Source organism: Streptomyces sp. NPDC021622, from assembly GCF_040640795.1.
Classification (GTDB): Bacteria; Actinomycetota; Actinomycetes; order Streptomycetales; family Streptomycetaceae; genus Streptomyces.
In genome coordinates this window covers 418,445-445,205 of record NZ_JBFACK010000003.1, presented here as the reverse complement: position 1 = coordinate 445,205, position 26,761 = coordinate 418,445, and the positions used below count along the sequence as shown (strand labels likewise).

Genomic DNA, 26,761 nt, shown 5'->3' with positions numbered 1-26,761 from the left:
TCGCGGCGAATTTTTCCCGCCCGCCCACCCGTTTGCCCCGCATCAAGATGCGACGTGGGGCTCTGCGCGTGAACCTCTTATGAGGAGGTTTACGATGCGTAGAGGCTTGTTCACCTTGCGTGGCATAGCCGTGGCGGTCGCCCTCGTCGCCGCCGCGGCCCCCGCTTACGCCCATGACCAGGGCAAAGTGCACGCCACGATCACGCCGTCAAGCGCCGAGCCCGGCAGCCGGGTGGAGGTCAGCGTCACGGGCTGTGAGGGGACGACGGGGGCCGCCAGTTCCGGAGCCTTCACGGGGGAGGCCAAGCTCACCGGGCGTGACGGCGACAAGTACTCCCTCAACGGCTCGGCCATGATCAAGCACGATATCGGCGGTACGTACGACGTCACCGTCATCTGCGACGGCCACCCCCACCAGGGCGCCGGCACCGTGCAGGTCGGGCAGCACGACCAGGCCCCCGTGGCGCCGGTCCGCGCGGGCGGCGGCGGCGCCGCGCAGCTGGCCGTCACCGCCGAGGAGGAGGGGCCCGGCACCCTGCACGCGGTGATCGGCCTGGTCCTCGCCGGGGTCGCGGCCGTGGCGGTGGCGATCCGCAGCGTCCGCCGGCGCCGCTCCGAGTGACGGCGCCGAACGCCATGTCCGGCGGTGAACGTCCGTCCGGCACCAGCGGGCTCCTCACCGGCCTCGCCTGGGCGATGCTGCTCGTCGGGCTCTGGCTGTGGGGCAGCGGGATCACGGACGGAAGCGGCGGCCACTCGGGCCCCACGACCGGCGACGTCGCGGCGGTGGGCCGCCCCATCGGTGTCGAACTCCCGGACGCGCACAAGCCGTTGGCCCCCGCGAAACCGCAGCGCGTCGATGTGCCCTCGCTCGGCGTGCGCGCGCCCGTGGTGGCCCGCGGCCTCGACCGGGACGGTGCGATCGACCCGCCGCCCTTCGAACAGTCGGGCACGGTCGGCTGGTACGGCGGCGGCACGCGCCCCGGTGCGGCGGGCACCTCCCTGTTCGTCGGCCACGTCGACACCGAGACGCGCCCCGCGGTCTTCTACGACCTCAGCGCCATGCACCCCGGCGAGAAGATCCGGGTGACCCGCGACGACGGCTCGGTCGCCGAGTTCACCGTGGACGACGTCCAGGTGCTCGGCCGCGACCGCTTCGACGCGAAGAAGGCGTACGGCCCCCACGAGGACGGCCGCGCCGAGCTCAGGCTCATCACCTGTGGCGGCACCTTCGACCGGGCGACCAAGACGTACTCGGCGAATGTGGTGGTGTCCGCCTACCTCACCGGCACCAGGTCATAGCCAGATCATGCGTACGTGAACAACCTGGCCCGGTCGGCGGCCCGCTCCCCCCGGAGCCGTCGACCGGGCTGGTCCTCGACCGCGCGCGCACGAGCTGCGGGAGTAACCCGGCGCCGGCGCGGGAGGTTCGGAGGCCGTTCCGACTGTGCGGAACGGTTCGGTCCGGCCGGGGGCTTGGGCCGTTGGAGATGACTTTAGAACGGATGAGCCCGGGAGCCTAGAGGTCGATTGACGCCATGTTGTGATCCGCTTCCCCTCTGTGATCATCGCAGGTGGCGGTGGATGTCAGGGCGCTTCCCCGGAAGGTTCGGACCAGCCGTCGCGCAGCGCTGCGTCGTCGAGCGAGCCTTCGATCACCGAAGTGGCGACCACCGCTATGACCAGCCGTTCTCGACGTGCGTACCGTCGCAAAGCGGCAAAGGCCTCGTCCACTGAGGTATGCCAGCGCTCGGCGAGTATGCCTTTGGCCTGTTCGATTCGAATACGGCTGGTCAGGGCCGATTGGAGCTGGGAGGTGAGCGTTCGATACTCCGTGTAAGTGCGGTGGTTGCGCAGGCCGACCGCGGCCATGTCGGCGATCGCCTGAGCAAGGCGCAACTCACCGTCCGCGGCACCACCGTGGGACGCGTCGGCCACAAAGAGGTTGAGCGCGCCCAGTGTCGTCTCGCGCCGCCGCAGCGGAACCGCGTAGGTCGCCCCGATGCCGTGCGCCCGGGCCTGCGCCGTGAACTCGGGCCAGCGGCGTGCCGATTCGGCGGTGGTGAGCCGGACGGGCGGCACGGCCCGCCCCGTGCCGAGGCTGTCCACGCACGGGCCGCCGCCCTGCTGGGTCTTGAGCAGGTCGAGGGCGAGCGGCCGGGGGTGACCGCTCGCGACGAGGGCGGGCAGGTGGTCGCCGTCGACCAGCACCCCGGCCGCGGTCGCTTCGAGCAACTCGACGCAGTGGCCTGCGACACGGCTGAGGTAGAGCTCGGGATCGAAGTCGTCGGCGAGTGTGTCCGAGGCTTCCACCAGGACTTCAGCCAGCCGTAGTTCAGAGGTGTGGTCCCGCATGATCTCCTCCCAGAGGGGCACCCCGCAGCCTGCGCCTACCCTCTGGCGCCGCGCTGTAACAGGTCTCCAACAGCTCCCGGCAGCGGACGGGCGGGCCTCGTGGGCAGGGAGTGCGTATGTCAGGATTGAGAATCGGACAGTGCACCCAAGGGGGAGTGGATGTACCACAAAGGCACCGGCCGCGGACACGGATTCGCGGCCAGGGGGGTGAAGGCTGCGGCGGCGCTTGCGGGGGCTGCGCTGCTGCTGTCGGGGTGCTCCTCCGATGACTCCGGCAAGGACAACGAGTCGTCGGGACAGCCGGTGAAGCAGCAGCCCAAGGGCACCGACCCGTACTGGGTCAACCCGGACGGCAACGCGGCCAAGCAGGTCGCCTCGTACGAGAAGGACGGCAAGAAGGACGACGCGGAGCTGATCCGGCAGATCGCCGAGCAGCCGGTCGCCGAATGGATCGTCCCGGAGAACGCGGAGGAGCAGGCCCGCGGCTTCACCGAGGCCGCGGAGAAGGCCGACCGGGACGCCCTGTTGGTCCTCTACAACATCCCGCACCGCGACTGCGGTCAGTACTCGGGCGGCGGCGCGGCCGACGGCAACGAGTACAGGAAGTTCATCGACCAGGTCGCCAAGGGCATCGGCGACCGCAAGACCACGGTCATCCTGGAGCCCGACGCGGTGCTCCACATGGTCGACAACTGCACGCCGGAGGAGTTCCACGAGGAGCGTTACGACCTGCTCAAGGGCGCTATCGAGAAGCTCAAGTCCCTGAAGAACACCAAGGTGTACCTGGACGCGGGCAACGCGGGCTGGAAGAACCCGGACTCGCTCTGGGAGCCCCTGAAGTGGTCCGGCGTCGAGCAGGCCGACGGCTTCTCGGTGAACGTCTCCAACTTCCAGACCACCGAGGCCAGTACGGAGTTCGGCAAGAAGCTGTCGGCGAAGATCGGCAACAAGCCGTTCGTCATCGACACCGCGCGCAACGGCAACGGCGCGTACACCAAGGGCAAGGACTCCTGGTGCAATCCGCCTGGCCGCGCGCTCGGCGAGGCTCCGTCCACCAAGACGAGTGACCCGCTGGTCGACGCGTACCTGTGGGTCAAGCGGCCCGGCGAGTCGGACGGCACGTGCCGGGGTGGCCCCAAGGCCGGAGAGTGGTGGCCCGAGTACGCACTGGGCCTGGCGAAGGCGGCCCGTTAGGGGCGCGGGGAACTGCGCGACCAGCCACATAAAAGCCGCAGTCGCGTCTGCCGAGATACCTGGCAGACGCGACTGCGGTTTTTCGCTGGTTGCTCGCGCAGTTCCCCGCGCCCCCTACGGGGCGCTGCTTACGGCACGTGGACCCACTGGGCCTTGCTCGGCGTGCCCTGATCATCCGTGACGAAGAGCATGTACCAGCCCGACTCCACCAGGCTCCGCTCCTTCGGGATCGTCACCGTGACGCCGTCCGCGGACTTCTTCAAGTCCAGGGCCACCGACGTCTGGTCGATATCCGTCACGTGCGTCGACGCGCTCGGCCGAATAAGGCGGGCCGTCTTGATGGACGAGGCATGCTTCGACTTGAACGTGCCGGACCCGCCCCGCCTGATCTCCTCCGGGCCACCGCTCAGCGTCGGCTGCGAGCCGTGGTACAGGTACGGCGGCGTGTAGATCTCGATGCGCTGCTCGAAGGTGCCGGGCTTGGTGTTGGCCTTGTCGGCGTAGAGCGAGTCGGAGCCGAAGAACATCACGCGGCCGTCGGGCAGCAGGAGCGAGCCCGAGTGGTAGTTGCGGCCGACCTCCGGGTCGGCGACGCGGCGCATCTTGCCGGTCTTGGCGTCGTAGATCCGCGCCTGCTTGATGTTCGAGTCGCTGCGGCCGCGGTAGTCCTCGGAGCCGCCGGATATGAGGACCGAGTCGTCGGGCAGCGTCGAGGCCTGCGGGTAGCGGGTGCCCTTCTCCAGCTCGGGCCCGTCGACGAACTTCGGGTTGTCGTCCAGGAGGTCGACGATGCGGGTCTTCTTGCTGGACTTCTTGGACTCGCCGACACCGCCGCCGCCGACGACCATGTACTTCTGGTCCTGCGCGGGCGGCAGCTCCACCGTGTTGGAGGTCTCCAGGAGGTCCGGGTCGCTCATCCCCGGAATCGTCTTCCAGCTGCCCTTCTTCTCCAGGTCCCAGGTGCCGGGCTTGCGGCCGACGTCGTCAGGGCCGTAGCCCGCGTTCGACCCCGAGTAGAAGAGCCTGCCGCTCTCCAGCTGGAAGACCGCAGGGTAGGTCGGGAACTGGCGGACCTGCTTGGTGTACGTCCACTTCTTGGTCTTCGGGTCGTAGATCTCGTTCTTGCCCGGGACCAGCTGGCCGATCTCGTCGAGGCCGGAGAGGCTCAGCACCTTGCCGTCCGAGAGCGTGGTCAGCGTGGGGTACCAGCGCGCCTCGTTCATCGGGTCGACCTTGATGTACTTCTCGGCGACCGGGTCGAACTCGAAGGAGTCCTTGATCCCCTGGAAGTCCTTCTTGTCCAGGGCGAGCTTCTGCGCGATGCCGTACGTGTTACGGGTCGCGGCGCCCTTGAGGCCCTGCACGCGGTAGTTGTCCTGCGTGCCCGTCTCGTACTTCGAGCCGCTCTTCTGCGCCTCGACGTACACCCGGCCCAGGCCCGGCTCGTTGCGCAGGAACTTGCCGGTCGCCTTGTCGAAGACCTTCTTGGCGCGCTCGACGACGACCGGGTCCTTGGAGACGAACGTCTTGCCGTTCTTCTTGCCGGTGAACTTCGTGCCGGGCGGCAGCGTGATCGGCTTGTCCGGGTCTTCGTTGTGCACCACCATCAGGCCGCCGGCCTTGGTGATGTCGCCCTTGAGCTTCTCGTAGCGCTGGGTGCCGCCGGCTATGAGGAGATTGCCGTTGGCCAGCTGGGTGTGGCCGGTGCAGAAGAGGTCGACGGGCGTCTTGATCTTCTTGATCGTGTTCTTGACCGGGTCCCACAGGCGCGTGTCGAACTTCTTGGCGTCGAAGTTCTTCTGGTTGTTGCCGGAGCCGGCGACCAGGAGGATCTTGCCGGTGTGCAGGAGCGCCGCGTGGATGGTGTTCTGGCGGTACTCCTCGGGGAAGTTCACGACCTGCCAGTGGCCGTTGTCGGCCTTGTACTCCGGCTTGTTGATCTTGTAGTCGTGGTACTTCTCCGAACCCACGCGCCACAGCCACGGGCCGTTCATCCCGGCCAGCGCTATGACCACCGCCGCGCCTATCGCGATGCGGCGGGCGCGGCGGCGGCTGGAACGGTCTTTCATTTCTTACGTCCCCCAAGGGAAATCTGCATGGTCTGGTCGGTCGCCGCCCAGCTGGGCTTCTGCTGCGGCGCGTGCGGTGCCTGTGGCGTCTGTGGTGCCTGTACTGCGTGCGGCGCCTGCGGCAGCTGTGCCGTGGCGTCGAGCTGCTGCGGCACCATCGGGTCCCCGCCGGACGGCGGCCCCGAAGGTCCTGCCCCATGCCGCGACTTGCGCTTCTTCTTCTCCTGCCGCATGCCCCAGCGCCACGCGAAGATCGGCGCGGCCGTGATCAGCAGGGCGAACGTGGCCCAGATGATCATTGCCGGGTGGGCGTGGTCGTACACGAACGCGGCGGCCATCGAACCGCCGAAGACCAGGATGAAGAACAGGTGGATGCGGAACGTGCCGAACAGTGTGTCCGGGCTGGCCGAATCGCCCTTGGGGGTCACCACGAACTTGCTCTTGCGGCGCAGCACGGTGTCCAGGAGCGAGCGCGCGTACACCGGCGCGGAGAGCGCGGACATGACCATGCCGGCCACACCGCCGGAGCCCTCGGGCTCGTGCGGCGAGACGTTGTGGCGACGGTTCCAGATGTAGAGGCCGATCTGCAGCGCCGACGCGTTGCCGTACAGCATCAGCCAGATCGTCGGGTCGATGTTCACGCCCGATGCGCCCATGCCCAGGAACAGCGCGCAACTGAGCGCGGCCAGGATCCAGTTCATGGCGGACATCGGGTAGAAGATGACCATCATCGTGTAGTTGAAGAGCCGCCCCGGCGGCAGCGAGAACGGCGCCTTCCAGAACTGCTTGAGGATGGTCTCGTACGTACCGCGCGACCACCGCAGCTGCTGCGTGAAGAAGTCCGTCCAGGCGTTGGGGCCCTCGCCGACCGCGAGCACGTCCGGGGTGTAGACCGACTTCCACTTCTTGCCGGTCTTCGGGTTCGTGGCCCGGTGGATCTCGAAGCCCGTCGCCATGTCCTCGGTGATCGAGTCGTACAGACCGCCGATCTGCTTCAGCGCCTTGATGCGTACGGCGTTGCTCGTACCGACGAACATCGGGGCGCCGTAGGCGTTGCCCGCACGCTGGATGAGGGCGTGGAAGAGGAACTGCTGGGACTCGGCGGCCTTCGTGATGAAGTTGTCGTAGTTGCCGTAGACCTGCGGGCCGATGACGAAGCCGACGTTCTCGTCGCGGAAGAAGCCGAGCATCCGCTCCAGGTAGTTCGGCATCGGGACGTGGTCGGTGTCGACCGACGCGAAGTAGTCGTAGTCGTCGCCGTGCGCGTCCAGCCAGGCGTTGTAGTTGCCGTGCTTGGTCTTGGCGCGGTGCGGGCCCTTCGCCAGGTTCCACTTGGCGACGCCCTTGCGGGAGAAGTGGTGCACGCCGAGCCTGGCGCAGACCTCCTTCACCGCGGGGTCGTCGCCCTCGTCGAGGAGCCAGACGTGCATCAGGCCGCGGTGCCGGATCTTGACCGCGGCCTCCAGGGTCTTCGTCACCATCTCCAGCGGCTCCTTGCCGGGCACGAAGGAGGTGAGGAAGGCGACTCTGGTGCCGGTCTCCGGCACGACGGGGATCGGGTCACGGGCGACGAGCGTGGCGTGCGCGTTCGACAGCACGTTCATGCAGCGGAAGAACTCGATCAGGCCGATCGATATGAGCATGACTATGTCGAGCACGGGCAGCCAGTCGTTGGCCACGTAGTCGCGCTCGGTCCAGTGCGTCGGCTGGAGCAGCCAGGCGAGCAGCACGAGCGAGAGCAGCGGCGCGGCGCCCAGCATCAGGGCGGCCCGGATCCGGTGCGGCTCCTGCGAGAGCAGGGAGCGGTACTGCACCTTGTACGGCTTGTTCGGATCGGGCTGCGTGAGCGGCCCCGCGAGACGGCTGTAATGCTCGTAGTCGTATCTCGGCAGCGCCTTTTTGATACGCCGGAACCCGCCCGTCCGGTGCGATGGCACCCGCAGTTGGGTCGTCTGTGACGGGTCGTCCGGCCGCGCGCCCGTCGGCGTCGACGTCATGAGTCATCCCCCCGCACGCGGTCACCCGCGTGTTCGTTGGTCCTTCCGCCCGGTCTGGTCCCCCTCGACCTTCACGGACGCATCAGTGGCAGGCCACCGTCCCCTTAGACGGGGACGACAACCTTCCGGTTGCATGATGCCCCCCTAGGCATCCGTTATCGAACGGGACCCCCGCCCCGTGGCTCTTTCCGGTAGGTGGTGAGGCCCCCCAACTGCCCCGTACCGCCTGCCTCATGAGAGCCAGTGGCTCCAGCACAAGGTTCTACTTCCCCTAGCCATGATCGCAAGAGCGAAACAAGGTGTTTACCGGTCATACGAGCGATTTGGGGAAACCTCTGAGACGGGAGAGCTCAATCGCGTTCGAATATTACCGAAGTGTTCCCGTATTGCCCGCTCGGCTCGGACGGCGTCCCCGGAGCGGACCGCGTCGAGGATGTCGCGGTGCTGGCGGCAGGTGACCTTGGGATCGTGCGGCACGTCCACCAGGTCGGTGCGCACCCGATGGAAGGCGTCCCAGAACGCCTCCAGGACCTCGCCGAGCAGCGGATTGCGCAGACACCGGTAGAGAGTGGCGTGAAATGCGCGGTCGGTCTCGGCGTGGACGGTGGCGTCCCGGCCGTTCCGCGTGCCCTGCGCCGTCGCCTCGGCCTCCATCTGATCCACGAGGGCGTCCAGTTCGGCAAGGTCGGCGGCCGGGATGGCGCCCGCGAGGCGCGCGATGAGCCCGGTCTCCACGGCCTCCCTCAGCTCCAGGAGCTGGAGCAGGCTGTCCTCGCCCCGATAGTGGCCGGCCACCGTGCGGAAGGCGAGGCCCTCGATCATGGGTGCCATCGACATGGGTCCGACATAGGTGCCGAAACCATGACGGATCTCCACTATCCCCATCGCCTGGAGAGCCTTGAGCGCCTCCCGTACGGAGTTCCGGCTGACGCCGAGGCGCTCCATCAGCTCCGGTTCGGTGGGCAGGGAGGCGCCGGAGGGCAGCCGCTGGTCGATGATGAGCTTCTTGATCCGCTCCTGGATGTCGCGCGCCATGGCGCAACGGTAGCGGCACCCGTGCCAGTGGTGGCATGACAAAAGCCCCCCGCGTGAACGGAGGGCTTTCGCAGTCTGTGCGCCGCCAGGGACTCGAACCCCGGACCCGCTGATTAAGAGTCAGCTGCTCTAACCAACTGAGCTAGCGGCGCGTGCTGACCTGGAGAACTCTACCGGATGCCGACGGGTGCTCCGGACCATCCGGGAGCTTGCGGGTGCTCGGGGTGGCATTGGGCTGAGCTTCGAGCGCGCTTTCCTCGGGGCCGGTCCGCGGGCGGTGGGGGGAGTGAATGCGGGGCGGATCCACCTTTCGGACCGTCAACATGCGATATCGCCGGACAGTTGAGAAACTGACGATCGTGCAGATGCGACGCGGACATTCTCATCCGGAGTGTGAGGGGAATCGCATGGACGGTGCTCCGGTATTCGAGGAATTCGAGCCCGATGGCGACTGTGACTGCCCCGGATGCATTCACCGGCGAAGGGACCTGGCCCGCGGACTTCCCGTACGTCTTGGTGGCCACCCCGCGGCGCACGGGGCTCGCCGGGCCCTCGTGCTCGCCACGGCGGCGGGCACGGTGCTCGGCGGCGGACAGGCGCTGCCGGCGGTGGCGGCGCCGGAGGTGCCGCGGACACCGGCAGGTCCCGCCGTCCCCGGAGATGACGGTCCTGGCCCGCAGGGCGGCACCAGCGCGCTGCACGGAGCGCCGGGCGCACTGGGCGCTCCGGGCCCGGCGGCGGGCTCGGCGGTACCGGCGACGACGCGGGCCGAGATCCTGCAGCGGGCCAGGGAGTGGGTCGCCGCGAAGGTGCCGTACAGCATGAACGCCTTCTGGTCCGACGGATACCGGCAGGACTGCTCGGGCTTTGTCTCGATGGCCTGGAATCTCGGCGGCAATGAATGGACGGGAAGCCTTGCGGCGTACGCGGTCCGTATTACGAAGGCCCAGCTGAAGCCCGGGGACATCCTTCTCTTCCACAATCCGGCGAACCCCGAGAAGGGCTCGCACGTGACGATTTTCGGCGGCTGGACGAACGCGTCGCGCACGCGGTACACGGCGTACGAACAGGCCCGCCCGTACGCCCGGAAGCGGACAACTCCTTATGCCTATTGGAGCAATGCGGGCCGCTATCAGGCCTACCGCTACAAGGGCGTGACGGACGGCGTTCCGGGCGACTCGGGCCCGAGCGCGGCAACGCGCTACCCGGGAGCGGGGTCGTTCGGCCCCGGTGCGGACAACAAGTACGTCACGCGGCTCGGCAAGGCGCTGGTCGGCCGGGGCGGCGGCCGCTTCTACCGCACGGGGCCGGGGCCGCGCTGGGGCGACGCGGACCGCAGGGCCACGCAGGCGTTCCAGCGGGCGCAGGGCTGGAGCGGCGCGGACGCGGACGGACTGCCGGGGCCGACGACGTGGTCGTACCTGATGAAGGGCAAGGGGCGCGACATCCCCACGGCGGGGGCGGGGGCCGGCGGCGCCCACGGCAAGGTCCCCGCGTACCCCGGCAGGGGAGTGTTCCGCCCCGGCCAGTCGAGCCCGTCCATCGAGAAGCTCGGCAGACAGCTGGTGAAGAAGGGCTTCGGCAAGCACTACGCCAAGGGCCCGGGCCCGCGCTGGAGCGAGAGCGACCGCCGCAACGTCGAGGCGTTCCAGCGCGCCCAGGGCTGGCGGGGCGCCGCGGCGGACGGCTATCCGGGGCCCGAGACGTGGCGGCGGCTGTTCTCGTGAGAGGGCTCGGATGAGATGCGGGCACGAAGGTGACTCGGTTACGTATGAGATCGAGGTACGAATGAAGTGGAGGCAAGGATGAGTGCGACGGCGGCATCAGAGCCACAGACCCCGCAGCCATCCCACCCCGACGGGCAGCCGGACCCCGCCGCCCGCTCGCAGCGGCTCATCCACAGCGAGGCCACCACCGAGATCCCCCTGCATCTGCTCTTCCGGGACGACCCGGCCGATCCCGGGGTCCCGCTGACGCCCGCGGTCGTGCGGCGGCGGCAGGGCACGGGCGAGCAGCCGCGCGCCACAGCCCGGCGGCCGGCGCCGCGGCCCGCGGCGGCGCGTCCCGTGCCCGCCCTCGACCCCGCCATCGCCGAGCGGCCCGCGCGGGTGCTGCCCGGCGGGGTCGGCGTGCTCGGCGGGGCCGCGGGTGCCGCCGGGTGTGCGGCCGCGCTGTGCTGGGCCGGGGTGCTGCCCGAGCCGCTGGCCGGGGCGGCGGGGCTGCCGGCGGCCGCGGAGTACAGCGGGATCGGCCTCGCGCAGTGGGCATCGCTCGCGGGGTCCGGGGCGCTCGCCCTGTTCGGGTTCGGGGGCCTGGCCAGGGGCCGGGTCGGCAAGGCGTGGGTGCTCACCCTCTTCGGGCGCTACCGGGGCAGTGTCCGCCGCACCGGTCTGATGTGGGTGAACCCGCTCCTGCTGCGCCGCCGCGTCGACGTACGCCTGAGGCACTGGCGCAGTGAACCGATGCCGGCCGTGGACCGGGGCGGGGTCGCGCTGCGGGTCGTCGTGCTCGTCGTGTGGCGGGTCAAGGACGCGGCGCGGGCGACCCTCGGCGTCGCCGACCACCAGGAGTATCTGCGCGAGTGCGTCGAGGCGGCGACGGCCCGTGTGCTCTCCCGGCTGCCCGCCGACGCCTTCCATGACGACACCCCGACCCTGCGCGACGCGGACGCCGTCGGCGACGCGCTGACCCGGATGCTCGCCGCGGAGGCCGAGCCGGTCGGCATCGAGATCTTCTCGGCCCAGCCGACCCGGATCGAGTACGCCCCCGAGGTCGCGGAGGCCATACACCGCCGCCGGGTCGAAGCCCTGGACGCCCGGCACCGCGACACCGTGCTCACCTCGGTGGTGGACTCCGTCGAGGACACGGTGACCCGGCTGACCACCCGGGGCCTGGTCGAGCTCGACGACTACGAGCGCAAGGCCTTGGTCAAGGACCTGACGGTGGCGTTCTATACGGGGCATGGAGACCGCTGACCCCGCCACGCCCGAACTGACCGCCCTCGCCAAGGACGCCTGGCGGCTGACCGCAGGCCGGCCCCGCACCCTCCTGGGGATCGCGGGGCCGCCCGGCGCCGGCAAGTCGACGCTGGCGCGGGCGCTTGTGGCGGCGATCGGTGAGGGCGCCGCCTATCTGCCGCTCGACGGATTCCATCTGTCGAACGCCCAGTTGGAGCGCCTCTCCCTCACCTCCCGCAAGGGTTCGGAGCCGAGCTTCGACGTCCGGGGATACGTCGAGCTGCTCGGCCGGGTCCTCGATGACACCGGCGCGGACATCTACGTACCCGATTACGACCGCACCCTCCACGAGCCGGTGGCCGCCCGGCACCGTGTCCCGCCGGCCGCCCGGCTCGTCGTCACCGAGGGGAACTATCTCGCCTGCGATCTGCCCGGCTGGCGTACGGCCCGGGAGCTCATGGGGGAGTGCTGGTATGTGCAGACGCCGGGAGAGGTGCGTCAACCAAGGCTGCTCGAGCGGCAGTTGGCGGGCGGGCGGACGTCCGACGAGGCCCGTGCGTGGGTGGAGACGAACGACGACCCGAACGGCGACCTGGTCGAGAGGTCGCGCCACCGCTGCGACCGAACCCTCTCCACACTTGGTATGGACATGTTCAACTACCGGCCATAATCTGGACTTGGTCTAGACCGCAGAACTCGCCCCGCAGCGCGCGCACAGCTCACGGAACTCCCCCCACGTTTCCCCCTGGAGCGGCAGCATGCGAAACAAGAAGACGTACGCGGCCCTGCTCGGCGTCACCACGGTCGGGGCCCTCGCGCTCTCGTCCGGCGGCGCGAGCAGCCACGGCTACACGGACCTGCCGGCCAGCCGCCAGATCAACTGTGCCAACGGCACGGTGAGCGGCTGCGGTTCCATCCAGTACGAACCCCAGAGCGTCGAGGGCCCCAAGGGCTTCCCGGCGGCGGGTCCCGCCGACGGCAAGATCTGCTCGGCGGGCATCGGCGGCTTCGACTCGCTCAACCAGCCGACCGCGCCGGGCGGCGGCGCCTGGCCCGCGACCAGCGTCAGCGGCGGGCAGAGCTACACCTTCCGCTGGCAGTTCACGGCACGGCACAGCACCACGGACTTCAAGTACTACATCACCAAGCAGGGCTGGGACGAGAGCAAGCCGCTGACCCGGGCGGCGCTCGACACCACCCCGTTCCTCGACGTCCCCTACGGCGGACAGCAGCCGCCCGCCACGCTCTCGCACGCTGGGACGATCCCCGGCGGCAGGAGCGGGCACCACGTGATCGTCGCGGTGTGGACGGTCCACGACACGTCGAACGCCTTCTATGCCTGCTCGGACGTCAAATTCTGAGCTTGGCTTGAGGACCTGCGGCTTTCCCCACGGGTAGGTTCTGCGCACGCCGTCCATGACCGGGACGGCGTGCGCGGAACAGCACCATCAGCTGGTGCGACTTGCATCAACTATCGGGGGACAGCCATGGAGTTCATGTTCTACGTCGTACCGACCCTGATCGCGGCGGTGGTGATCGCCATGGCGGTCAAGGTGGTCAAGCGCTCCCTGGAGCTCGGGCAGGCCTGGTCGAGCGGCCTCACGGCGGAGGCGCGCTGCCTGCGGACGTACACGACGACGAGCCGCCGCGGCGGCGACAGCGGCCACATCACCACCACGCTCCACCACGTCTACGAGTTCACGCCATCCGGCGGCCGGGCGGTCCGCTTCGAGGAGGAGAACGGCCCGGCGACGACCGTCGAGGGTGACTTCGTCACCGTGCACTACACGGCCGACCGCCCCGAGAAGGCGACGGCGCACGCGCCGAGCCCCGTCAAGATGGCGGCGGGGACGATAGGCCTGCTCTGCTTCTTCGGCGTCATGCTCGCCTTCTGTGTCTTCTTCATGGTGACGGCGAACGACCTGTTCGCGTCAGACCTTCCGTGACCCTCTCCTCATCTGACGGAGCATCAATTATGGTGCGCGGCCATGGCCATGAAGAGCACGGGGAGCACGGGGAGCACGGTCGCGGAGCTCGTGCGGGCGCGCTGGGGTGACCACCGCCCCGGACTGCACTTCGAGCACGAGAAATTGACGCACCATCAGATCGCGGCGGGCGCGGCGGCCAGAGCCGCGCTCCTCGCGGACCTCCTGCCGAGGGGAGTCGAGCCGCACATCGGCGTGCTGCTCGACAACACCCCCGAGTACCCCCTGTGGCTGAGCGCGGCGGCGCTCGCGGGCGCGGCGGTCGCGGGCATCAACCCCACCCGCAGGGGCGCCGAGCTGGCCCGTGACATCGTCCACACGGACTGCAGGGTCCTGATCACCGAACGCTCCCACCTCCCGCTCCTCGACGGCCTCCAACTCCCGGACGTACGCGTCCTGGTGACGGATTCGGACGCGTACGGCGAACTCCTCTCCTCCTACGCCGACGCGACCCCGGAGATATCCGCTGCCGCGACGCCCGCCGCCCGGATGCTCCTCTACTTCACCTCGGGTTCGACGGGCGCGCCCAAGGCGGCGATCTGCAGCCAGGGCCGCCTTGCCGCGGCGGGGCAGTCGCTGGTCACGCACTTCGGGGTCGATTCGTCCGACGTCCACTACATCTGCATGCCCATGTTCCACGGCAACGCGGTGATCGCGGACTGGGCGCCGGCGCTCGCGGCCGGGGCGGGGGTTGCGCTGCGGCGGCGCTTCTCGGCCTCGGCGTTCCTGGACGACGTACGCGCGTACGGGGCGACGTACTTCACCTACGTGGGCCGCGCGGTCCAGTACCTCCTGGCGACGCCGGAGCGGGCCGACGACGCCCGGAACCCCCTCCGCATGGGCTTCGGCACGGAGGCCGGGGCGGTGGACGCGGCGCGGTTCGAGGAGCGGTTCGGGGTGCGGCTCGTGGAGGGGTACGGGTCGTCCGAGGGCGGCGCGGCGATCCAGCGGACGCCGGGGACGCCGGCCGCGGCGATCGGCAGGGCGGCGCCGGGGGACGAGCTCGCGGTGGTGGACCCCGGCACGTTTCTGGAGTGTCCTCCCGCGGTCTTCGCCTCGGACGGGCGGCTGCTCAACGGGGATGCGGCGATAGGGGAGTTGGTGAACAAGGGGCGCAGTCCCTTCGAGGGGTACTGGCGCAATGCGGAGGCGGATGCGGCGCGGCTGCGGGGCGGGTGGTACTGGACGGGGGACCTCTTCTACCGCGACGCGGAGGGCTTCCTCTACTTCGCGGGGCGCACGGACGACCGGCTCCGGGTGGACAGCGAGAACCTGGCGGCGGCGGTGATCGAGAACATCCTGGCGCGGTATGCCGGGGCGGCGGCCGTGGCGGTGTACGCGGTGCCGGATCCGGTGGCCGGGGATCAGGTGATGGCGGCGGTCGCGCCCCGCCCCGGGGCGGACTTCGATCCCCTCGCCTTTGCCGAGTTTCTCCTCTCTCAGCCGGACCTGGGGACGAAGATGGCGCCCCGTTTTGTGCGGGTGGTCCGGCGGATGCCGGTGACGGCGACGAACAAGGTTGCACGGAGCGCTTTGCGGAAGGCGGGCTTCCGTTGCCCCGACCCGGTCTGGTGGCGCCCCCCGGGTTCGGCCGCCTACCGCCCGCTGGCGCCCTCGGACGTCGCCGCACTCCTCGCCGAGTACCGCGCCCACGCACGCGAGGGCCTGCTGCCGCCCGGCTGAACGGCCCCGCACGGCCGCGGGCCCCGAACACCCCTCTCCCACCCACCCACCCGACCACCCCGCAGCCCCCGCTCACCGAACAGACCTTTCCCACCCGCCCGCCCGATTGCCCCGCAGCCCCGGCTCACCGAACAGGCCTCTCCCGCCCGCCCGCCCGATTGCCCCGCAGCCCCGGCTCACCGAACAGGCCTTTCCCGCCCACCCGCCCGATTGCCCCGCAGGGTGATCGGGTGGGTGGGTGGGAAAGATCCGCCGCGAAGCGGCGGGACAGAGCAGGTTGGGCGATGGGACCCGGAGTCGCGGTCTGGTGGGCAAGGAGAGCAAGCCCCCGCGCGGGGACCCGGAGTCGCAGCCCCGGGGTGCAGGGGAGCAAGCCCCGTGCGGGACCGGAGTCGCAGACCCGGGGTGCAGGGGAGCAAGTCCCGTGCGGGACCCGGAGTCATAGCTGCCTCGTCCCTCCGCAGGGAGGGCTCCCATACTCTGCCCCCATGGCCCAGGAGAGCGTGTGGACCGCGCTGCGGCGGCGGGGGTACCTGGCGAGCAGTGCTCCGTGGCGGGCCCTCGGCTACCTCGGGGGCGGTGTCGTCCTCGGAGTGGTCGTGCTCGTCGGTGGTCTTGCCGCGGCCCTCGCCGGCGTCGCGCTCAGCCTCGTACTCATCGGCCTTCCCCTCCTCGCCCTGCTCGCCTTCACCGGCATCCCCGTCGCCGCCCTGGAGCGCCGCCGCCTCCGCCCCGTGGATCCCGGCCCCGCGCCCACTCCCCACCGCACCCCCGAAGCCCCCGGCATCCCCGCCTGGTTCACGCTGCGGCTCAAGGAGCAGGCGACCTGGCGGGAGCTCGCCTACACCGCGCTGCTCGCCCTCGTGCTCTGGCCCCTTGACCTGCTCGTCCTGGCCTGCACCGCCGGCGTCCCCGCCCTGCTCATCGCGGCCCCCGCCCAACTCGCCCTGGACGGCGGCGAGATCCGTGCCGCCAAGCTCTGGCTGATCGGCGACTACCCGAGCGCCTTCGCCGCCGCCCTGCTCGGCCTCGCCCTGCTCGCCCCGCTCCTCTACCCCCTCGGCGGTTACGCCGCCGCCCGCGCCGCCCTCGCCCGCCTCCTCCTCGCGCCCCGCGAGGCCGAGCTCAGCAGCAGGCTCGCCGAAGTGACCCGTTCAAGGGCCCGTCTGGTGGACGCCTTCGAGGCCGAACGGCGGCGCGTTGAAAGGGACTTGCATGACGGGGCCCAGCAGCGGCTCGTCGCTCTCACCATGGCCCTCGGCCTCGCCAGGCTCGACGCCACCCCCGGCAGCCCCCTGGCGGCCCGGCTCTCCACGGCCCACGACGAGGCCGGGAACGTCCTCACGGAACTGCGTGAGCTCATCCGCGGCATCCATCCCCAAGTCCTCGCCGACTACGGCCTCGCCGCAGCCATCGAGGACGCCGCCGACCGCTCACCGATCCCCGTGGACACCGACCTGGAGCTGCCCCGCCTCCCCGAACCCGTAGAGTCCGCCGGGTACTTCACCACCCGCGAGGCCCTCACCAACATCGCCCGCCACAGCGAGGCGCCCCGCGCGCACATCAGGGCACGCCACGAGCTGGGCGTCCTCCGCATCGACGTACGCGATGAAGGCAAGGGCGGCGCGGACCCCGGCCGCGGCACCGGCCTGACCGGCCTTGCGGACCGCATCGCGGTGCTCGATGGCACACTGACGGTCACCAGTCCGCCCGGCGGGCCGACCGTACTGTCCATGGAGATCCCGTGCCGAGCCCAGCCGCAGCCAGCGCAAGCACCAGCAGCCGCCGACTGAAGATCGTCCTCGCCGAGGACAGCGTGCTGCTGCGCGAGGGCCTGATCGGACTGCTCACCCGCTTCGGCCACGAGGTCCCTGCCGCGCTCGGCGACGCCGATGAACTCCGCGCCGCCGTCGAGCGGCACGACCCGGACCTCGTCCTCACCGACGTACGCATGCCCCCCGGCTTCCGGGACGAGGGCCTGCGCGCCGCCGTCGCCCTGCGGGCCGAGCGGCCGAAGCTCCCGGTGCTCGTGCTCAGCCAGTACGTCCAGCGTTCGTACGCCGCCGAACTCTTGGACACCGGCGACGGCACCGGCGTCGGCTATCTGCTCAAGGACCGCGTGGGCCAGGTCGAGCAGTTCGCCGATGCGGTCGAGCGGGTCGCGGACGGCGGAACGGTCGTGGACCCGGAAGTCGTACGGCAGTTGCTGCGCCGCCGCCGCGACCCGCTGGAGCAGCTCACGCCGCGCGAGCGCGAGGTGCTCGGCCTGGTCGCCGAGGGCAGGTCGAACGGGGCGATCGCCGCCGAACTCGTCGTCAGCGAGGCGGCGGTGGGCAAGCACATCGGCAACATCCTCGGCAAGCTGGGGCTGCCGCCGGGGGAAGGAACGCATCGCCGGGTCCTTGCGGTCCTTGCGTACTTGCGGGCGTAGTCCGAGGGCATCACTGTCCAGATCCTTGCAGTGGCCACCGGCATGGTCGATTACGATCCATAACCATGAGCACGTCAGACCAGATGAGGGCAGGTCTCACCCCGAGCCAGGCCCGGCGCATACGGATCGCCGCGGCCTCGGTACTGATGGCCGCGGCGGCCGTGGTGCTCGCCCTACGCCTGGCGAGCCGCTCGTCCGTCCTGGTCGTGGGGGTGTACGGGCTGCTGCTCGTCCTCTGCGGCCTGGTGATCGAACTCAGCAGGCGGGGCAGGACCCGGCTCGGCAGCTATCTGCTCGCCGTCGGCCTGGTGGCGGCGCTCGTCATGGACTGGGTGGTGCTTGCCTGACCGGCACCTCGCCGGCGGGCGGCGCCTCGCGGAGCCCGTACCGCCGATGGATGCGCCGCAGCGACGGCGGCGCCCACCAGGCGCGGCGCCCGAGCAGCGTCATCGTCGCCGGTACGAGCAGCATCCGGACGACCGTGGCGTCGATGAGGACCGCGAGCGTCAGACCGAGGCCGATCTGCAGGATCGGTGAGAACCCGCCGGTCATGAAGCCGCCGAAGACGATCGCGAGCAGCAGCGCCGCACAGCTGACGACGCGCCCCGAGCGGCGCAGCCCTTCGACGACGGCGGCGCGGTCGTCCCCCGTCTCCAGGCGGCTCTCCCGCATCCGGGACAGGATGAACAGCTCGTAGTCCATGGCGAGTCCGAACGCGATCGCGATGATCAGCGGCGGCGCGGTCAGGCTAAGGGCACCGAGCCCTTCACCGCCGAGCACCCCCGCCAGATGCCCGTCCTGGAACACCCACACCACGACGCCGAGCGCCGCGCCCAGGCTGAGCAGGGTGGTCAGGAGCGTACGAAGTGGAATCAGCAGTGACCCGGTGAAGGCGAAGAGCAGGGCGAACAGGCCGGTCAGGACGGTGAGTACGGCCCAGGGCGCGCGCTCGGCGAGCATCGAGCGGAAGTCGACGAGGCTCGCGGCGTTCCCGGTGACCTCGACGGGATCGGCGCCGCGCAGGTCGCGGATGTCCTCCACGAGGCGGGTGGCGGTGGGCCCGTCGACGGAGCCGGCAGGGGTGAGTTCGAGCAGCGTGGTCCCGTCGGGGAGCCGCTCGCTCTCGGCCGCGGCGATGCCGGGCAGGGCCCGGATCGCGCCGTCGTAGCCGGATTCCGCCCCCGGCCTGATGAGCACCTGCACCGGATCGGTGTCCGTCCCCGCCGGATAGTGCTCGCGCACGGTGTCGTACAACTGCCGCGCCTCGGTGCTCTCCGGCAGCTGCCGCGCGTCGCCGATGTTGATCCGCATCCCGAAGGCGGGCAGCGCGAGAACGGCGAGGACGGCGATCACGGCGGTGCCGACGGCCACGGGACGGCGCGCGGAGAAGAGCGCGACACGGGCGAAGAAGGCACTGGACCCGGCGGCCGGCTTGCCCTTCTGCCGTGCGATCTTGCCGCCGAACAGGGCGAGCAGCGCGGGCAGCAGGGTCAGCGCGGCCAGCATGTCGACGACGACCACCGCGCCGGCGGCGAGACCCATGCTGCGCAGGAACGGGCTGGCGAACCAGACGAGCCCGGAGAGGCTGATGGCGACGGTGAGCCCGGAGAACAGGACGGTGCGTCCGGCGCGGGCGACGGTCGCGTGCACGGCCCGCGCCACATCGTCGGTCTTCCCGCGCTCCTCACGGAACCGCATCACCATCAACAGGGCGTAGTCGACGGCGAGTCCGAGCCCGAGCATCGTGACGATCTGGATGGCGTAGACGGAGATCTCGGTGAACTGGCTGAACCCGTAGAGGGTCAGGAAGGCGCCGGCGACGCCGCTGACGGTCACCAGGAGCGGAAGTCCGGCGGCCCGCAGCCCGCCGAAGATCAGCAGCAGGACGATGAGGACGGCGGGCAGGGTGATCAACTCGGCCCGTGCGACGTCCTCTTGGGCCCGGCCGCCGAGTTGCTCGCCGAGCAGCGGGCCGCCGCTGACGGCGACATCGGCGGCGCCGATCTCACGGATCCGGTCGGCCGCGTCGCCGACCGCCTCCTCCTCGGCGTCGTCGTCGAGGCCGCCCTTGAGGGTGACGGGGATCAGGAGCGCCCTGCCGTCCTCGGCGACGAGGCCGCGGGCGGCGTAGGGGTCCGGCACCCGGGCGATGCCGGGCTGCTTCCGTACGTCGGTGACGGCGTCCGCGACCTGCGCGCGGACCCCCGTGGACTCGACGTCGGCTCCGGAGAGAACGGCGTTGATGGAGTCGCCGTCCGGGGTGAGCCTGCCGAGCAGTTCGTCCGCCACGACGGATTCACTGCCGGGGACGTCCTCGACGGTCGACGTGAGATCGCCGAAGACCCGGGTCCCGAAGCCGAGGCCCAGGACGAGGAGGAGCAGCCAGGTGAGGATCACTGTGCGGGGGCGGCGGGTGGCTGTGCGGGCGAGGGTGGCGAGCATGGCCTCTCCTTGGGGCGGTCCGGGTTACCGTCCCTCAGAGTCGCGGCGCCGACGCGGCGGGGGATCGCCGCGGGGGGTGGTCTTGCGGGGTCCCTCGCGGGGGCTAGGTGTCGGTCGGGCGGGGGAGGAGCGTTCCGCGAGGTGGCCGTAGATCACCGCCTTCGGCGAGTTCGTCCTCAAACGCCGGACGGGCTGAAAGGGTGGGCGGGCGGGAAAGCTTTCGCCGCGAAGCGGCGGTACGGCGGCGCAGCCGACGACGGCGCGTGGGCAGACCGGGCCGCTGCGGGGCAATCGAGTGGGTGGGCGGGAAAGATCCGCCGCGAAGCGGCGGTTTTGAGCGGGATCCGAGGCGGAGCCCTGGTGCCGAGCCACGGCCGCGGCTAGCCCTCCCCCGGCACCACCAGCCCCACCTCGTACGCGCAAATGACAGCCTGCACCCGATCCCGCAGCACCAGCTTGGACAGGACATTGCTGACGTGCGTCTTCACGGTGTGCTCGCTCACCACGAAAGCCGCCGCTATCTCCGCATTGGAGAGCCCACGGGCCAGCAACCGCAGCGTCTCCTCCTCCCTCGCGGTGAGGACCGCGAGGCGTTCGGACGGCGACACGGGCGCGGCGCCGAGCGCGGCCCGCCGCCGCTGGACCACGTCCGCCACCAGGCGCCGCGTCACCGAGGGGGCAAGGAGCGAGTCCCCCGCGGCCACCACCCGCACCGCGTGCACCAGATCGTCCCTGCGGACATCCTTGAGCAGGAAGCCGCTCGCTCCCGCGTACAGCGCCTCGTACACATACTCATCAAGGTCGAAGGTGGTCAGCATGACGACCCGGCAGCTGGTCCGCGCGCACACCTGACGGGCCGCCTCGATGCCGTCGGTGCCCGGCATCCGGATGTCCAACAGCAGCACGTCCGGGGCGTGTTGGCGCACCGCGGCCACCGCCTCCGCGCCGTCACCCGCCTCCGCCACCACCTCGATGTCGGGCTGTGCCTCGAGGATCATCGAGAAGCCGCTGCGCACCAGCTCCTGGTCGTCGGCGACCACCACCCGGATGCTCATCCCCCAAGGATGCCGTGGGCAGCCGCGCGGCGACACGGAATCCGCCGTCGGGTCCGTCCCCGGCTTCGGCGGTGCCTCCGCAGGCGGCGGCGCGTTCATGGATCCCGATGAGCCCGTGCCCCGCCCCGGACCGGCCGTCGGCGGCGGCAGTTCCTGTCCCGTCGTCGACGACCGTGATCACCAACTCCTCATCCCCCCACCCCAGTTGGACACGAACCTCTTGGGCCGCCGCATGCTTGACGCAGTTGGTCAGCGCTTCCTGGACGATGCGGTACGCGGCCACCTCGACGTCCGGTGGCAACGGCCGAGGAGCCCCGCTCGTCCCCAACTCGACCTGCACGCCCGCCTGTTCGACCACCACCGCCAGCTCCGGCAACGCGGCGAGCGTAGGCTGCGGCCCGAGCCCGCCGGGAACGGAAGGCTCCCGCAGCACCCCCAGAATGCGCCGCAACTGCACCATCGCGTCGCGCCCCGCCCCCGCGATCGCGTCGAACGCCCCCTCCGCGCGGGCCGGATCGCTGCGGACGACGACGGGCCCCGCCTCCGCCTGGACGACCATCAGGCTCACCGCATGGGCGAGGATGTCGTGCATGTCGCGCGCGATCCTGGCCCGCTCCTGGGTGACCGCCCGCGCCGTCTCGCCGGCCCGCTCCCGTTCGAGCCGCCGGGCCCGGTCCTCGATCGCGGCGGTGTAGGCGCGCTGGACGCGGGCGAAGGCTCCGAGGGCGTACGCACTGATGAGGGTGAGCAGGTGGAAGGGGTACTCGTACGGCTCGGCGTGCTCTTTGAAGGCCATGGTGACGGCGGCCCCCGTCAGCCAGCCGGCGAGCATGACGCGCCGTTTCCAGGGCGAGCCGATGGCGGCCACGGTGTAGAGGGCGACCATTCCGCCGAAGCAGACGTCGGGCGGCGGCCGGTGGTGGAGCGCCATGGCGGGCGTGAAGAAGGCGATCACGGCGGCGCAGCCGAAGGGGGCGCGCCGCCGCCACACCAGCGGCACCGCGGTCCCCGCACCGAGCGCGAACCCGCCCCAGGTCAGCTCGTCGCCGCCCTCCTCGGGGAAGAGGAACTGCAGCGAGACGGCGCAGAGCACGAGGGCGGCGAGCGCGGTGTCGACGACGTACGGACGAGCGGACCACTGAGCCTTGAAGCTCGGCATGACGGACTCCTCGGGGCAGGAGGCCGTGCCAGTATCGCGACGCCCGCCGGGAGCTGTCCTCACCGGTGCGAGGGATATGCGAGGGATATACGCGAGAAGCCCCCCGCTTCCGCGAGGGGCTTCTCACCGTCTGTGCGCCGCCAGGGACTCGAACCCCGGACCCGCTGATTAAGAGTCAGCTGCTCTAACCAACTGAGCTAGCGGCGCCTGCTGACTCAAAAATAATACCTGGTCCCGGAGGGTGCTCCGGACCGCGCCGGACGGTCCCCGGTGGCGGCTCCGGCGCCGCCCCTAGATCGCAAGCGAGAGCAGCACCGGCGCCGCCCCGCGATTCAGCGTGTCCGCGGCCTCCCGCAGCCGGTGCGCGTGCTCCACCGGCAGGGAGAGGGCGAGGCAGCCGACCGCGGAGCCCGCGGTGATGGGGACGGCGGCGCAGACCGTGCCGACCGCGTACTCCTGGAGGTCGAGGACGGGGACCGTGGCGGGCTGGGCGGCGAGGTGGTTGAGCAGGACCCGCTCGTTGGTGATCGTCCGCGAGGTGAGGCGGGCCATCTTGTGGCGGGAGAGATGATCGCGCCGGCCGTTCAGGTCGAGCTGGGTCAGCAGGCTCTTGCCGACCGCGCTGGCGTGCGCGGAGGACCGGAAGTCCACCCACTCGTTGACCTTGGGCGTGCCGGGGCCGTCCGCGAAGTCGGTGATCTTGATTTCGCCGTCCTCGTACCGGCTGATGTAGACGGCGGCGCCGATCGAGTCACGGAGGCCGTCCAGGGTCTCCTTGAGCTTCTGGCGCAGTGCCTGGTCACGGCGGTGGGCCGAGCCGAGGCGGTTGAGGGATTCTCCGGTGACGTACGCACCGTCGGTGATCTGCTCGACGTAACCCTCGCGGCGCAGCATCCGCAGCAGGGTGGTCAGCTGCGGTGCGGGAAGGCCGGTCTGGCGGGCGAGCTCGGTGTCGGTCACTCCGGCTCCCCGCCGGGCGACGATCTCAAGCACTCGGAGTGCGCTCTGCACCGAGCGCTGCGGCGTGGTCGGCTCATGCTTCAGCGCCACGGCTTCCCCCTGCGTGGAACGGTTCCGGACAGCTGGGCTCCGTCCCACGATAGCCGCCAAGAGGCCGATAAGGAGCGGCTGTTGGGAAGATTGGTGGCGCGTTCCGGCCCTCTCAGCAGGAACGCGCCACCCTGACATATGCCAGAGTCACCACCCAAGGCCATAGCCTGGGCGATTACGGCGGGGAGTCACAGGACTGCGCTCAGGAACTCCCGGGTCCGCTCGTGCTCGGGTTCGGTGAAGATCTTCTCCGGCGTCCCGGATTCGATGACCCGGCCCGAGTCGAACATCAGGACCTGGTCCGAAATGTCACGGGCGAAGTTCATCTCGTGGGTCACGCAGAGCATCGTGATGTCCGTGGTGTGCGCGATGTCCCTGAGGACGTCGAGGACACCGGCCACCAGCTCCGGGTCGAGCGCGGACGTGACCTCGTCCAGGAGCAGCACCTGCGGGCGCATCGCGAGAGCGCGCGCGATGGCCACGCGCTGCTGCTGGCCGCCGGAGAGCTGGTTCGGGTACTTGTCGATGTGCTCGGTGAGCCCGACCAGCTCCAGGAGCCCGCGCGCCCGCTCCTCGGCCTCGTCCTTGGACAGGCCGAGCACGGTGACCGGGGCCTCCGTGATGTTGCGCAGCACCTTCATGTTCGGGAAGAGGTTGAACTGCTGGAAGACCATCCCGATGTTCTTGCGGACCTCGCGGACGTACTTCTCGCTCGCCGGGACGAGCTTGCCGTTCTTCTCCTCGTGGGTGAGATAACGCCCGCCGACCTTGATCGTGCCCTCCTCGGGCTTCATCAGGGTCATGAGCAGCCGCAGGATCGTGGTCTTGCCGGATCCGGAGGGGCCGATCAGCGTGACGTGCTTGCCCGAGTCCACCGAGAAGTCGAGCTCGTCCAGGACGGTGTTCGAACCGAACCTCTTGGTGACCTTGTCGAAGCGGATCAGCTCGCTGCCGTCCACCGCCGGGTTGGCCGATTCCTTGTTGGTGGTGTTCTCAGACGACAAGACGACGCTCCAGGGCTCGGATGAGGAGGGAGGCGGGATAGGCGATGAGGATGAAGGCGATGCCGATGACGGTCAGCGGCTCGGTGTACTGGAAGGTCTCCGCGGCCTGCAGGCGCGAGCGCTGCAGCAGCTCCAGGACGCCGATGCTGGCGATCAGCGGGGTGTCCTTCAGCATCGCGATGACGTAGTTGCCGAGCGCTGGGACCACGCGGCGGATGGCCTGCGGCAGGATCACCGCGGTCCACGTGTGGCGGTAGGGCAGGCTCAGCGCGGTGGCCGCCTCCCACTGCCCGGCGGGCACGGCCTCGATGCCCGCGCGGTAGACCTGCGCGGTGTACGTCGAGTAGTGCAGGCCGATCGCGATGATGCCGGTCGTCAGCGCGGAGAACTGGATGTCCCACTCCGGCAGCACGAAGAACAGGAAGAACAGCTGCACGAGCAGCGGAGTGTTGCGGATGAACTCGGTGATGATGCCGACCGGCCAGCGCACGAAGCGGCTGGGCGCGCGGAACGCGAGCGCCCACACCAGGCCGACCGAGAAGGAGATCAGCGAGCCGAGGGCGAGGATCTGCAGGGTGGTGAGCAGGCCGTCCCAGAAGTGCGGCATGAAGTCGGCGACCGCATCCCAGTCCCACTTGTCAGTACCGTTGTTCATGCGCCCGTTCCCCCGCCCTTCGGGATCTGTGAAACTTGCATCTCCTGACGCCAGTTGAGCTTGGACATCAGGCCCCGGGACTCGGGCTTCTGCCCTATCCCCGCCTTGGTCTTGCGCTCCAGAGAGCGCATCCCGCGGGTCAGCACGAACGCGATCACGAAGTAGATGACCAGGGTGATCGAGTAGATCTCCAGGCTCTCGGTGGTCGCAAGGCGCACCAGGTTCGCGGCGAAGGACACGTCACCGATGCCGAGCAGCGACACCAGGGCGGTGCCCTTGAGCAGCTCGACAAGCAGGTTCGAGAACGGCGGGATCATCTCCGGGATGGCCTGCGGCAGCAGGATCAGCCGCATCCGCTGCCACGGGGAGAAGCTCAGCGCGACCCCCGCCTCGCGCTGGGCCGGTGCCACCGAGTTGAGCGAGCCGCGCACGATCTCGGCGCCGTACGCACCGTAGGAGAGTCCGAGCGCGAGCACGGCCGCCCACATCGGGACCAGCGCCCAGCCGATCAGCTGCGGCAGGACGAAGAAGATCCAGAACATCAGCACCAGGGAAGAGGTGCCGCGGAAGACCTCGGTGTAGAAACCGGCCAGGAAGCGCACCGTGCGCAGCCGGTGGGTGCGCGCCATGCCGACGCCGAAGGCGACGGCCGTCGCGAGTGCCGCGCTGTAGATCGTCAGCTGGATGGTGATCCAGATACCGGGCAGAACCCAGTGTTCCCACAGTCCCGCTGTCATTTGCACAGCTCCTCTGCGGTCAGCGTGGTCATCTCGTCCTTGGTGAAGCCGAACGGCTTCAGGATGCGGAAGAGCTCGCCGCTCTTCTTCATCTTGTGGATCTCCACGTTGAAGGCGTCGCGCAGTTCCGTGTCGGTGGGCCGGAAGGTGAAGCCGCCGCCGTCGATCTGCTTCTCGCCGTCGACGATCGGCGCGAACGCCTCGGTGGCCTCTGCCTTCTTGCTCTTGCGGACCACGCCACGGCCGGTCAGCGCGGTGCCCGCGAAGAAGTCGATGCGGCCGGCCTCGACGGCGTTCATGCCGGCGACCGGGTCCGGGTAGATGGAGATGTCGTCCCGCTTGTAGCCCGCGGCGACTCCGTACTCGATCTCCGCGTACGCGGGTCCCGTGCCCATCTTCGCCTTGGCCTTGAAGGCGTCCTGGTAGTTGAAGAGCTTCTTCGGGTTGCCCTTGGGGACGATGAACGAGTCCAGCATCTGATACTCGGGGTCCGAGAAGATGACCTGCTGGCACCGCTCCTTGTTGATGTACATCCCCGCCGAGACGACATCGAACTGCTGCGTGGTCAGGCCCGGGATGAGCGAGCCGAACTCGGTCGCCACGGGCTGCACACTGTCGATCCCGAGGCGCTTGAAGATCAACTTGGCGAGTTCCACCGCCTCCCCCGTGAACGCACCGTCCTCGTCGATGTACCCGTAAGGTGCCTCACCCGCGATACCGAGGCGCACCGTGCCCTGGGACTTCAGGCGCGCCAGCGTGTCGCCCGTGGGCACCTTGCTGCAGCCCGCGGCGCCGAGCGCGCCCACCGCGCCGACCGCAGCCGCTCCGAACAGCAGCGATCGCCGTCGGACCCCGGCGTTCTTGGGTACCGCACTCGCTCCCGTGCCGTGTGTCCGGGCGCCCTCTGTCTCATTGCTCTCTGCGTCGTTCCAAAGTGGTGGAGCCATGGGCGC

24 protein-coding genes and 2 tRNA genes are annotated in these 26,761 nt (G+C 70.0%); 12 read left to right on the top strand and 14 right to left on the bottom strand.

Annotated features, from left to right (window positions below; all coding sequences use genetic code 11):
* The first annotated feature begins 94 nt into the window (after positions 1 to 94).
* A complete protein-coding gene (locus AB0G47_RS09445) occupies positions 95 to 622 on the top strand; it encodes a hypothetical protein (protein ID WP_360766058.1) in 528 nt (175 codons plus the stop codon).
* A gap of 14 nt (positions 623 to 636) precedes the next feature.
* Complete coding sequence (locus AB0G47_RS09440) at positions 637 to 1,302, top strand: class F sortase (RefSeq protein ID WP_360766055.1); 666 nt, start codon at positions 637 to 639, stop codon at positions 1,300 to 1,302.
* 285 nt (positions 1,303 to 1,587) lie between these two features.
* Here AB0G47_RS09440 and AB0G47_RS09435 read toward each other — a convergent pair whose 3' ends face one another.
* The gene (locus AB0G47_RS09435) at positions 1,588 to 2,355 is read right to left on the bottom strand and encodes a GAF and ANTAR domain-containing protein (protein WP_360766053.1); all 768 of its coding nucleotides are present in this window, start codon (positions 2,353 to 2,355) and stop codon (positions 1,588 to 1,590) included.
* Positions 2,356 to 2,514: 159 nt separating this feature from the next.
* On the opposite strand from AB0G47_RS09435, the gene AB0G47_RS09430 reads away from it, so the two are divergent.
* Complete coding sequence (locus AB0G47_RS09430) at positions 2,515 to 3,549, top strand: glycoside hydrolase family 6 protein (RefSeq protein WP_360766051.1); 1,035 nt, start codon at positions 2,515 to 2,517, stop codon at positions 3,547 to 3,549.
* Between the two features lie 128 nt (positions 3,550 to 3,677).
* Here AB0G47_RS09430 and AB0G47_RS09425 read toward each other — a convergent pair whose 3' ends face one another.
* The 4 genes from AB0G47_RS09425 to AB0G47_RS09410 form a co-directional block, all read right to left on the bottom strand.
* The gene (locus AB0G47_RS09425; RefSeq protein ID WP_360766048.1) at positions 3,678 to 5,618 is read right to left on the bottom strand and encodes a kelch motif-containing protein; all 1,941 of its coding nucleotides are present in this window, start codon (positions 5,616 to 5,618) and stop codon (positions 3,678 to 3,680) included.
* The gene (locus tag AB0G47_RS09420) at positions 5,615 to 7,615 is read right to left on the bottom strand and encodes a glycosyltransferase family 2 protein (protein ID WP_360766046.1); all 2,001 of its coding nucleotides are present in this window, start codon (positions 7,613 to 7,615) and stop codon (positions 5,615 to 5,617) included. Before AB0G47_RS09420 ends, AB0G47_RS09425 begins: the two co-directional genes overlap by 4 nt.
* 303 nt (positions 7,616 to 7,918) lie before the next feature.
* Positions 7,919 to 8,650 carry a FadR/GntR family transcriptional regulator gene (locus AB0G47_RS09415; protein ID WP_360766043.1) on the bottom strand — a complete coding sequence of 244 codons (732 nt, stop codon included), beginning with the start codon at positions 8,648 to 8,650 and terminating at the stop codon, positions 7,919 to 7,921.
* 78 nt (positions 8,651 to 8,728) lie between these two features.
* Positions 8,729 to 8,802 (bottom strand) — tRNA-Lys (locus tag AB0G47_RS09410).
* A gap of 255 nt (positions 8,803 to 9,057) precedes the next feature.
* Between AB0G47_RS09410 and AB0G47_RS09405 the strand changes: the two genes are divergently transcribed.
* The 9 genes from AB0G47_RS09405 to AB0G47_RS09365 all read left to right on the top strand — a co-directional run bounded on the left by AB0G47_RS09405 (position 9,058) and on the right by AB0G47_RS09365 (position 18,053).
* Positions 9,058 to 10,377 (top strand): peptidoglycan-binding protein, encoded by a 1,320-nt coding sequence (locus AB0G47_RS09405; RefSeq protein ID WP_360766041.1) that lies wholly within the window; start codon positions 9,058 to 9,060, stop codon positions 10,375 to 10,377.
* Between the two features lie 78 nt (positions 10,378 to 10,455).
* A complete protein-coding gene (locus AB0G47_RS09400; protein ID WP_360766038.1) occupies positions 10,456 to 11,625 on the top strand; it encodes an SPFH domain-containing protein in 1,170 nt (389 codons plus the stop codon).
* Complete coding sequence (locus tag AB0G47_RS09395) at positions 11,612 to 12,277, top strand: nucleoside/nucleotide kinase family protein (protein WP_360766035.1); 666 nt, start codon at positions 11,612 to 11,614, stop codon at positions 12,275 to 12,277. The genes AB0G47_RS09400 and AB0G47_RS09395 overlap by 14 nt, the downstream gene beginning before the upstream one ends.
* 88 nt (positions 12,278 to 12,365) lie before the next feature.
* A complete protein-coding gene (locus tag AB0G47_RS09390; RefSeq protein ID WP_266866628.1) occupies positions 12,366 to 12,968 on the top strand; it encodes a lytic polysaccharide monooxygenase in 603 nt (200 codons plus the stop codon).
* Positions 12,969 to 13,094: 126 nt separating this feature from the next.
* Positions 13,095 to 13,553, top strand: coding sequence for a DUF3592 domain-containing protein (locus AB0G47_RS09385; protein WP_360766032.1), 459 nt, complete (start codon positions 13,095 to 13,097; stop codon positions 13,551 to 13,553).
* A gap of 48 nt (positions 13,554 to 13,601) precedes the next feature.
* On the top strand, positions 13,602 to 15,275 hold the full coding sequence (locus AB0G47_RS09380) for an AMP-binding protein (protein WP_360766570.1): 1,674 nt from the start codon (positions 13,602 to 13,604) through the stop codon (positions 15,273 to 15,275).
* A 488-nt stretch (positions 15,276 to 15,763) separates the two neighbouring features.
* Positions 15,764 to 17,068 carry a sensor domain-containing protein gene (locus AB0G47_RS09375; protein WP_360766029.1) on the top strand — a complete coding sequence of 435 codons (1,305 nt, stop codon included), beginning with the start codon at positions 15,764 to 15,766 and terminating at the stop codon, positions 17,066 to 17,068.
* Positions 17,020 to 17,706 (top strand): response regulator transcription factor, encoded by a 687-nt coding sequence (locus AB0G47_RS09370; RefSeq protein WP_360766027.1) that lies wholly within the window; start codon positions 17,020 to 17,022, stop codon positions 17,704 to 17,706. The genes AB0G47_RS09375 and AB0G47_RS09370 overlap by 49 nt, the downstream gene beginning before the upstream one ends.
* A gap of 65 nt (positions 17,707 to 17,771) precedes the next feature.
* Positions 17,772 to 18,053: a hypothetical protein gene (locus AB0G47_RS09365; protein WP_360766024.1), complete on the top strand. Its 282-nt coding sequence runs from the start codon at positions 17,772 to 17,774 to the stop codon at positions 18,051 to 18,053.
* Here the strand turns inward: AB0G47_RS09365 and AB0G47_RS09360 are convergent.
* The 9 genes from AB0G47_RS09360 to ehuB all read right to left on the bottom strand — a co-directional run bounded on the left by AB0G47_RS09360 (position 18,028) and on the right by ehuB (position 26,755).
* Complete coding sequence (locus tag AB0G47_RS09360; RefSeq protein WP_360766022.1) at positions 18,028 to 20,148, bottom strand: MMPL family transporter; 2,121 nt, start codon at positions 20,146 to 20,148, stop codon at positions 18,028 to 18,030. The two genes, AB0G47_RS09365 and AB0G47_RS09360, sit on opposite strands and share 26 nt — an antisense overlap.
* Positions 20,149 to 20,528: 380 nt before the next feature.
* Positions 20,529 to 21,203, bottom strand: a complete 675-nt coding sequence (locus AB0G47_RS09355; RefSeq protein WP_360766019.1) for a response regulator transcription factor — start codon at positions 21,201 to 21,203, stop codon at positions 20,529 to 20,531.
* Positions 21,097 to 22,362, bottom strand: a complete 1,266-nt coding sequence (locus tag AB0G47_RS09350) for a sensor histidine kinase (protein WP_360766017.1) — start codon at positions 22,360 to 22,362, stop codon at positions 21,097 to 21,099. Before AB0G47_RS09350 ends, AB0G47_RS09355 begins: the two co-directional genes overlap by 107 nt.
* A 133-nt stretch (positions 22,363 to 22,495) precedes the next feature.
* Positions 22,496 to 22,569: transfer RNA gene (locus AB0G47_RS09345), tRNA-Lys, on the bottom strand.
* Positions 22,570 to 22,653: 84 nt separating this feature from the next.
* The gene (locus AB0G47_RS09340; protein ID WP_360766014.1) at positions 22,654 to 23,412 is read right to left on the bottom strand and encodes an IclR family transcriptional regulator C-terminal domain-containing protein; all 759 of its coding nucleotides are present in this window, start codon (positions 23,410 to 23,412) and stop codon (positions 22,654 to 22,656) included.
* Positions 23,413 to 23,600: 188 nt separating this feature from the next.
* On the bottom strand, positions 23,601 to 24,416 hold the full coding sequence (ehuA, locus tag AB0G47_RS09335) for an ectoine/hydroxyectoine ABC transporter ATP-binding protein EhuA (RefSeq protein WP_360766011.1): 816 nt from the start codon (positions 24,414 to 24,416) through the stop codon (positions 23,601 to 23,603).
* Positions 24,406 to 25,071, bottom strand: a complete 666-nt coding sequence (gene ehuD / locus AB0G47_RS09330; RefSeq protein WP_360766008.1) for an ectoine/hydroxyectoine ABC transporter permease subunit EhuD — start codon at positions 25,069 to 25,071, stop codon at positions 24,406 to 24,408. Before ehuD ends, ehuA begins: the two co-directional genes overlap by 11 nt.
* Positions 25,068 to 25,808 carry an ectoine/hydroxyectoine ABC transporter permease subunit EhuC gene (gene ehuC, locus AB0G47_RS09325; protein WP_360766006.1) on the bottom strand — a complete coding sequence of 247 codons (741 nt, stop codon included), beginning with the start codon at positions 25,806 to 25,808 and terminating at the stop codon, positions 25,068 to 25,070. Before ehuC ends, ehuD begins: the two co-directional genes overlap by 4 nt.
* The gene (gene ehuB, locus AB0G47_RS09320) at positions 25,805 to 26,755 is read right to left on the bottom strand and encodes an ectoine/hydroxyectoine ABC transporter substrate-binding protein EhuB (protein WP_360766003.1); all 951 of its coding nucleotides are present in this window, start codon (positions 26,753 to 26,755) and stop codon (positions 25,805 to 25,807) included. The genes ehuC and ehuB overlap by 4 nt, the downstream gene beginning before the upstream one ends.
* Positions 26,756 to 26,761: the final 6 nt, after the last annotated feature.

Coding starts and splice junctions, on each gene's coding strand:
- AB0G47_RS09365 (WP_360766024.1), top strand. CDS start 17,772: ATGAGCACGTCAGACCAGATGAGGGCAGGTCTCACCCCGAGCCAGGCC.
- AB0G47_RS09350 (WP_360766017.1), bottom strand. CDS start 22,362: ATGCCGAGCTTCAAGGCTCAGTGGTCCGCTCGTCCGTACGTCGTCGAC.
- AB0G47_RS09360 (WP_360766022.1), bottom strand. CDS start 20,148: ATGCTCGCCACCCTCGCCCGCACAGCCACCCGCCGCCCCCGCACAGTG.
- AB0G47_RS09420 (WP_360766046.1), bottom strand. CDS start 7,615: ATGACGTCGACGCCGACGGGCGCGCGGCCGGACGACCCGTCACAGACG.
- AB0G47_RS09395 (WP_360766035.1), top strand. CDS start 11,612: ATGGAGACCGCTGACCCCGCCACGCCCGAACTGACCGCCCTCGCCAAG.
- AB0G47_RS09430 (WP_360766051.1), top strand. CDS start 2,515: ATGTACCACAAAGGCACCGGCCGCGGACACGGATTCGCGGCCAGGGGG.
- ehuC (WP_360766006.1), bottom strand. CDS start 25,808: ATGACAGCGGGACTGTGGGAACACTGGGTTCTGCCCGGTATCTGGATC.
- AB0G47_RS09445 (WP_360766058.1), top strand. CDS start 95: ATGCGTAGAGGCTTGTTCACCTTGCGTGGCATAGCCGTGGCGGTCGCC.
- AB0G47_RS09355 (WP_360766019.1), bottom strand. CDS start 21,203: ATGAGCATCCGGGTGGTGGTCGCCGACGACCAGGAGCTGGTGCGCAGC.
- AB0G47_RS09415 (WP_360766043.1), bottom strand. CDS start 8,650: ATGGCGCGCGACATCCAGGAGCGGATCAAGAAGCTCATCATCGACCAG.
- AB0G47_RS09400 (WP_360766038.1), top strand. CDS start 10,456: ATGAGTGCGACGGCGGCATCAGAGCCACAGACCCCGCAGCCATCCCAC.
- AB0G47_RS09435 (WP_360766053.1), bottom strand. CDS start 2,355: ATGCGGGACCACACCTCTGAACTACGGCTGGCTGAAGTCCTGGTGGAA.
- AB0G47_RS09425 (WP_360766048.1), bottom strand. CDS start 5,618: ATGAAAGACCGTTCCAGCCGCCGCCGCGCCCGCCGCATCGCGATAGGC.
- AB0G47_RS09390 (WP_266866628.1), top strand. CDS start 12,366: ATGCGAAACAAGAAGACGTACGCGGCCCTGCTCGGCGTCACCACGGTC.
- AB0G47_RS09405 (WP_360766041.1), top strand. CDS start 9,058: ATGGACGGTGCTCCGGTATTCGAGGAATTCGAGCCCGATGGCGACTGT.
- AB0G47_RS09380 (WP_360766570.1), top strand. CDS start 13,602: ATGAAGAGCACGGGGAGCACGGGGAGCACGGTCGCGGAGCTCGTGCGG.
- ehuD (WP_360766008.1), bottom strand. CDS start 25,071: ATGAACAACGGTACTGACAAGTGGGACTGGGATGCGGTCGCCGACTTC.
- AB0G47_RS09440 (WP_360766055.1), top strand. CDS start 637: ATGTCCGGCGGTGAACGTCCGTCCGGCACCAGCGGGCTCCTCACCGGC.
- AB0G47_RS09385 (WP_360766032.1), top strand. CDS start 13,095: ATGGAGTTCATGTTCTACGTCGTACCGACCCTGATCGCGGCGGTGGTG.
- AB0G47_RS09375 (WP_360766029.1), top strand. CDS start 15,764: ATGGCCCAGGAGAGCGTGTGGACCGCGCTGCGGCGGCGGGGGTACCTG.
- ehuB (WP_360766003.1), bottom strand. CDS start 26,755: ATGGCTCCACCACTTTGGAACGACGCAGAGAGCAATGAGACAGAGGGC.